This is a genomic window from Nocardiopsis sp. TNDT3 (assembly GCF_003427465.1).
Lineage (GTDB): Bacteria > Actinomycetota > Actinomycetes > Streptosporangiales > Streptosporangiaceae > Nocardiopsis > Nocardiopsis dassonvillei.
The window spans coordinates 1-6,207 of record NZ_QPFC01001189.1 but is presented as its reverse complement, the minus strand read 5'-3'; the positions used below and the strand labels follow the sequence as shown (position 1 = coordinate 6,207).

Annotated in this window: 4 protein-coding genes; all 4 read left to right on the top strand. The window is 74.8% G+C overall.

Annotated features, from left to right (window positions below; genetic code table 11):
* On the top strand, positions 1–1,399 hold a 1,399-nt coding region (locus DQW06_RS25615), incomplete at its 5' end, for a DUF5691 domain-containing protein (RefSeq protein WP_117199454.1).
* Positions 1,396–2,511 carry an AAA family ATPase gene (locus DQW06_RS25610; protein ID WP_013155574.1) on the top strand — a complete coding sequence of 372 codons (1,116 nt, stop codon included), beginning with the start codon at positions 1,396–1,398 and terminating at the stop codon, positions 2,509–2,511. The genes DQW06_RS25615 and DQW06_RS25610, both read left to right, overlap by 4 nt.
* Positions 2,511–5,006 (top strand): DUF5682 family protein, encoded by a 2,496-nt coding sequence (locus DQW06_RS25605; RefSeq protein ID WP_117199453.1) that lies wholly within the window; start codon positions 2,511–2,513, stop codon positions 5,004–5,006. Before DQW06_RS25610 ends, DQW06_RS25605 begins: the two co-directional genes overlap by 1 nt.
* A complete protein-coding gene (locus DQW06_RS25600) occupies positions 5,003–6,175 on the top strand; it encodes a VWA domain-containing protein (RefSeq protein ID WP_013155572.1) in 1,173 nt (390 codons plus the stop codon). The genes DQW06_RS25605 and DQW06_RS25600 overlap by 4 nt, the downstream gene beginning before the upstream one ends.
* Positions 6,176–6,207: the final 32 nt, after the last annotated feature.

Genomic DNA, 6,207 nt, shown 5'->3' with positions numbered 1-6,207 from the left:
CCCCACCCCCGAGGACGAGGACTCCGTCGCCCTCCTGGACCGGGCGGCCCTGATCGCCGTCCGCCGCGCCGCCGGGTACACCCCCGTCACCGGCGTCGAGCCCGTCGAGCCCGGCGCCGAGGACGAGCGCCCCGAGACCGGACAGGCCGCCACCAACCGGCTGGAGGACATCCTCACGGGACGGACCGAACTCCTCCCCGAGTGGCTGGAGCTGGTGGCCGCCTCGGGGCGGCGCGTCGCGCACTCCAGCGTTCCCGCCCTCCTCGACCAGGGCGCCCGCGACAGCGAGCTGCGCCCCGCGCTCGCGGCCGCGGTCGGCACACGCGGCCACTGGCTGGCCGGGCTCAACCCCGCCTGGTCCTACATGCTGGCCGAGTCGGTCCACGCCGACCGGTTCAGCGAGCGCGACTGGGGCTGCGGCACCCCGGGAGAGCGCCGCCGCGCGCTCGCCGCGCTGCGCGCCACCGACCCCGACCGCGCCCGCGAGCTGCTGGCCGCCGTCTGGACCAACCTGGCCAAGGCGGACCTGCGCCGCCGCCTGCTGGAGACCTTCGCCACCGGGCTCGGCCCGGCGGACGCGGACTTCCTCGACCGGGCTCTGGACGACCGCAGCGCCAACGTGCGCGGGATCGCGCTGTCCCTGCTCACCCGGCTGCCCGACAGCGCGCACGCCGAGCGGCTGCGCGGTCACGTCCGCGCGCACGCCTCGCTCAGGGAGGACGGCGCCCTGTGGGTGGACCCCGTCCGCACCCGCGACGCCGCCGTCCACCGCGACCTGGCGCTGGCCGCGCCCTCCAAGGACGACGAGAACGCGCACGAGCGGGCCGAGCGGCTGTGGGCGCTGCTCACCCACGCGCCGCTGGACGTGTGGCCCGGGCTGCTGGGCGCCGAACCCGCCGACATCTTCGAGGCGGCGAACCGGGAGGCCGTGCAGAACGCCCGTCTGGTGGGCGCCCTGGTCAACGCCGTCGTCGTCCAGCGGAACGTGGAGTGGGCCAGGGCCGTCCTGGAGTTCCTCGGTTCGCGGGGCACGGGACCGGGGTTCCAGACGAGCAGGCTGCTGGAACTGCTGCCGGTCGAGGAGCGCTGCGCGTACGCCGACGGCGTCCTGACCGACAAGGCCTCCCTCAACCGCTGGGGCGAGCAGCTCCGCGACACGCCCGGCCCCTGGACCCCCGAGCTGAGCGCGCGGGTCGTCGCGCGCCTGCACGCCAAGGACCGCAAGAAGGACTACCACGGCTACCGGCTGCTCTGCGAGGCCGCGGCCGTGCACATGCCCCCCGGGCACCTCACCGACCTCCACCAGACCCCTCCGTACAACGACGCCTCCGGCGACGCCTACCTCCGGCTCCGGGACACCCTCCGGTTCCGACTCGACATGCACAGGGAGCTCAGTTGACCACCTCCACCCCCTCCATCGGCACCGACGCCGCCCAGGCCCTGCGCCCGCACGCGGAGCAGACCTACGCCGCCGAGCTGGAGGCGCTGGCCAAGGCCGACGACCGGCAGCGGCCCCCGGGCTGGAAGCTCTCCCCGTGGGCGGTCACCCAGTACCTGCTGGGCACCACCCTGTCCGACGGCACCGAGATCAGCGCCAAGTACATCGGCGCCCGCCGCGTCGTCGAGGTCGCCGTGGCCACCCTGGCCACCGACCGCGCCCTGCTGCTCATCGGCGTCCCCGGCACCGCCAAGACCTGGCTGTCCGAACACCTGGCCGCCGCGATCTCCGGCGACTCCACGCTGCTCGTCCAGGGCACCGCCGGAACCTCCGAGGAGGCCGTCCGCTACGGCTGGAACTACGCCCGGCTGCTCGCCGAGGGCCCCTCCGAGGCGGCCCTCGTGCCCAGCCCGGTGATGACCGCCATGTCGCGCGGCTCCATCGGTCGCATCGAGGAGCTCACCCGCATGCCCTCCGACGTGCAGGACGGCCTCATCACCGTGCTGTCGGAGAAGGCCCTGCCGGTGGCCGAGCTGGGCGTCGAGGTGCAGGCCCAGCGCGGCTTCAACATCATCGCCACCGCCAACGACCGCGACCGCGGCGTCAACGACCTGTCCAGCGCGCTGCGCCGCCGGTTCAACACCGTGGTGCTGCCCGTCCCCGACAGCGCCGAGGACGAGGTCCGCATCGTCACCCAGCGGGTGGAGCAGCTCGGCCGCGCCCTGGACCTGCCCGAGGTGCCCACCAGCCTCACCGAGATCCGGCGGGTGGTCACCGTCTTCCGCGAGCTGCGCTCGGGGGTGACCGAGGACAACGGCACCAAGGTCAAGTCGCCCAGCGGCACGCTGAGCACCGCCGAGGCGATCTCGGTGATCACCAACGGCATCGCGCTGGCCGCCCACTTCGGCGACGGGCAGCTGCGCCCGGCCGACGTGGCCGCGGGCATCCAGGGCGCCGTCGTCCAGGACCGGGTGTCCGACGGCGTGGTGTGGCGCGAGTACCTGGAGACCGTCGCGCGCGGGCGCGACGGCTGGGGCGAGTTCTACCGCGCCTGCCGCGAGGTGGGCGCCTGATGGGTCGGCCCCGACTGGACACGAGCGGGCTGCACGTCCTGGGCGTGCGGCACCACGGCCCGGGGTCGGCCCGGGCCGTCCGGGCGGCGCTGGAGGAGATCAAACCCGACGCCGTGCTGATCGAGGGACCGCCGGAGGCGGACGCCCTCACCTCGCTGGTGGGCGAGCTGGAGCCGCCGGTGGCGCTGCTGGCCTACCTCGCCGACACCCCCAAGGGGGACGAGCCGAGAGCGGGTGACGGTAAGGAAAAGACTGCGCGCGGAGCGCGACCGTTGAGGGTGGCGGAGGGCGACGGGTGGGCGTTCTGGCCCTTCGCCAGCTTCTCCCCCGAGTGGGAGGCCCTGCGCTACGCGGTGGAGAACGACGTGCGGGTGCGCTTTTGCGACCTGCCCGCCGCGAACACCCTGGCCGAGCGCGTCGCCGAGGCCGAGGAGCGGCGCCGGGCCGAGGAGGAGAGCGCCCGCACGGAGGGTGACTCAGAGGACCCGGGGGCCGAGGAGGCTGCCGGGAACCCCGAGGCGGCCGGAGCCGGTGCGGCTGTCGCGGCAGAGGGAAGCGGCGGGACCGACGGGGCCGGGACCCCGGAGGCCGCTGACGGGACGGACGGCGGCGAGGTCGGCGAGCCGGAGCGGATCCGGCTGGACCCCCTGGGGGTGCTCGCCGAGGCGGCGGGCTACGACGACGCCGAGCGCTGGTGGGACGACGTCATCGAGCAGCGCCGGGACGGGGAGCCCTCCCCGTTCCCGGCGATCGCCGACGCCATGGCCGCCGTCCGCGCCGAGTCCGGCCCCGAGACGGAGCGCGACGCGCGCCGGGAGGCGTACATGCGCCAGACCCTGCGCGCCACCCTCAAGGAGGGCCACGAGCGGATCGCCGTGGTCTGCGGCGCCTGGCACGCCCCCGCCCTGCGCGACCTGGCCGACTACTCGGTCAAGGACGACACCGCCCTGCTCAAGGGCCTGCCCAAGGCGAAGGTCACCGCCACCTGGGTGCCCTGGACCCACGGGCGCCTGGCCGCCTCCAGCGGTTACGGCGCCGGGGTCGCCGCCCCCGGCTGGTACCACCACCTGTTCACCGCGCCCGACCTCCCGGTGCACCGGTGGCTGACCGACGCCGCCCGCATGCTCCGCGAGGAGGGGCTGGCGGTGTCCTCGTCCCACGTCATCGAGGGCGTGCGGCTGGCCGAGAGCCTCGCCGTGCTGCGCGGGCGGCCGCTCGCCGGACTCGACGAGGTGGCCGAGGCGCTCACGGCCGTCCTGTGCGAGGGCGAGCCCACCCGGGCCGCCCTCGTCCACCGCCGGATGGCCGTCGGCGAGCGGATGGGCTCGGTGCCCCCGTCCACGCCCATGGTTCCGCTCCAGCGCGACCTCATCGCGATCCGCAAGCGCCTGCGGCTCAAGGCCGAGCCCTTCGACAGCGACCTCGACCTGGACCTGCGCAAGGACAGCCAGCGCGAACGCAGCGTGCTGCTGCACCGGCTGCGGCTGCTCGGCGTCGAGTGGGGCGTTCCGCGCACCCCCGACGGAGGGCAGAAGGGCACCTTCCGGGAGTCGTGGCGGCTGCGCTGGGACCCCGACATGGACGTGGCGCTGATCGAGGCCAGCCGGTGGGGCACCACCGTCGCCTCGGCGGCCACGGCCCGGGTGGCCGACCTCGCCGAGGACGCGGCCCTGCCCGCGCTGACCTCCCTCACCGAGCAGTGCCTGTTCGCGGACCTGGGCGGGGCCCTGCCCCGCGTGCTGTCCCTGCTCACCGACCGCGCGGCCACCGACAGCGACGTCACCCACCTGATGGAGGCGCTGCCGCCGCTGGCCCGCTCCGCCCGCTACGGGGACGTGCGCGGCACCGACAGCGCCTACCTGAGCACGGTGGCCGAGCAGATCCTGCGACGGGTGTGCGTCGGGCTGGCACCGGCCGTGCACGGCCTGGACGACGACGCTGCGGAGCGGTTCGTCCGGCAGATCGACGCCACGCAGGGCGCCGCCACCCTCCTCGGCGGGGAGGGCGCCCAGGCCTGGACGGCGGCCCTGACCGCCCTGGCCGTACGCGACACCCTGCCCGGCCGCATCGCCGGCCGGGTCAACCGGATCCTGTCCGACTCCGGGCTCGTGGACGCCGACGAACTGCGCCGCCGCCTCGGTTTGGCGATGTCCCCGGGCGTCGAACCCGCCTCGGCCGCGGCCTGGCTGGAGGGGTTCCTCCAGGGCAGCGGGCTGATCCTGGTGCACGACGACCGGCTGCTCGGGCTGATCGACACCTGGCTGCTCTCCCTGCCCGAGGAGCGCTTCACCGCGGTGCTGCCGCTGCTGCGGCGCACCTTCGGGGCCTTCAACAGCCCCGAGCGCCAGGAGATCGGCTCGGCCGCCCTGCGGCTCGGGACGGCGCCCGCCGCCGACCGGGCCGCCCCGGCCCGCGTGGACGTGGACACCCGGCGCGCGGCCCCGGCCCTGGCCACCGCGCTGGCCATCCTCACCGACGGAAAGGTGCGCACATGAACGCCGTGGACGAGCGGGAGCGCCGCTGGAGGCTCGTGCTGGGCCGGGAGGCGCAGTGCTCCGGCGGGGTCGGCGCCTCCGGCCTCAGCGCCGCCGACCAGGGGATGGACGGGGCCCTGGAGGCGCTCTACGACAGCGTCGGCCCCGGCAGGACCAGCGCCCAGCGCTCCGCCGGGCTCGGCGGCTCGGCCCCCCGCGTGGCGCGCTGGCTGGGCGACATCCGCGAGTACTTCCCGTCCTCCGTGGTGCAGGTGATGCAGAAGGACGCCATGGACCGGCTGGGGCTGCACCAGCTCCTCCTGGAGCCGGAGATGATGGAGGCCGTCGAGCCGGACGTGCACCTGGTGGGGACCCTGCTGTCCCTCAACCGGGTGATGCCCGACCAGGCCCGCGAGTCGGCCCGCGCGGTGGTGCGCCGCGTGGTGGACGACCTGGAGCGGCGCGTGGCGCAGAAGACGCGGTCCCTGGTGCAGGGGGCGATCGACCGGTCGTCCCGCACCCACCGGCCGCGCCGGGTGGCCGACATCGACTGGAACGCCACCATCCGCCGCAACCTGGCCCACTACCTGCCCGAGCACAACACGATCGTGCCGCAGACCCTGGTGGGGTACGGCCGCCGCAGCCGGGGCGTGCAGAAGGACGTGGTGCTGGCGATCGACCAGAGCGGTTCGATGGCCTCCTCGGTGGTCTACGCGAGCGTGTTCGGCGCGGTGCTGGCCTCGATGAAGACCCTGCGCACGTCGCTGGTCGTGTTCGACACCGCGGTGGTGGACCTGACCGAGCAGCTGACCGATCCGGTCGAGGTGCTGTTCGGCACGCAGCTGGGCGGCGGCACGCACATCAACAAGGCCATCGCCTACTGCCAGGGGCTCATCACCAAGCCGAACGACTCGGTCTTCGTGCTGATCAGCGACCTGTACGAGGGCGGTGTCCGAGCGGAGATGCTGAGGAGGGTGGCCGCGATGCAGGCGGCCGGGGTCCAGGTGGTGGTGCTGCTGGCGCTGTCGGACGAGGGCGCGCCGTTCTACGATCGACAGAACGCGTCCGCGCTCGCCGAGATGGGGGTGCCCGCGTTCGCCTGCACCCCCGACATGTTCCCCGAGCTGATGGCGGCGGCCATCCAGGGGCAACCCCTCACGTCCTGGGTCGAGAAGCACCAGGACGCCTGATCCGGGCGGGCGGGGCCGTGGCGGTCCCCGCC

Bases quoted from the DNA above. Each gene is read 5' to 3' on its own strand.
- DQW06_RS25605 (WP_117199453.1), top strand. From the start codon at position 2,511: ATGGGTCGGCCCCGACTGGACACGAGCGGGCTGCACGTCCTGGGCGTG.
- DQW06_RS25600 (WP_013155572.1), top strand. From the start codon at position 5,003: ATGAACGCCGTGGACGAGCGGGAGCGCCGCTGGAGGCTCGTGCTGGGC.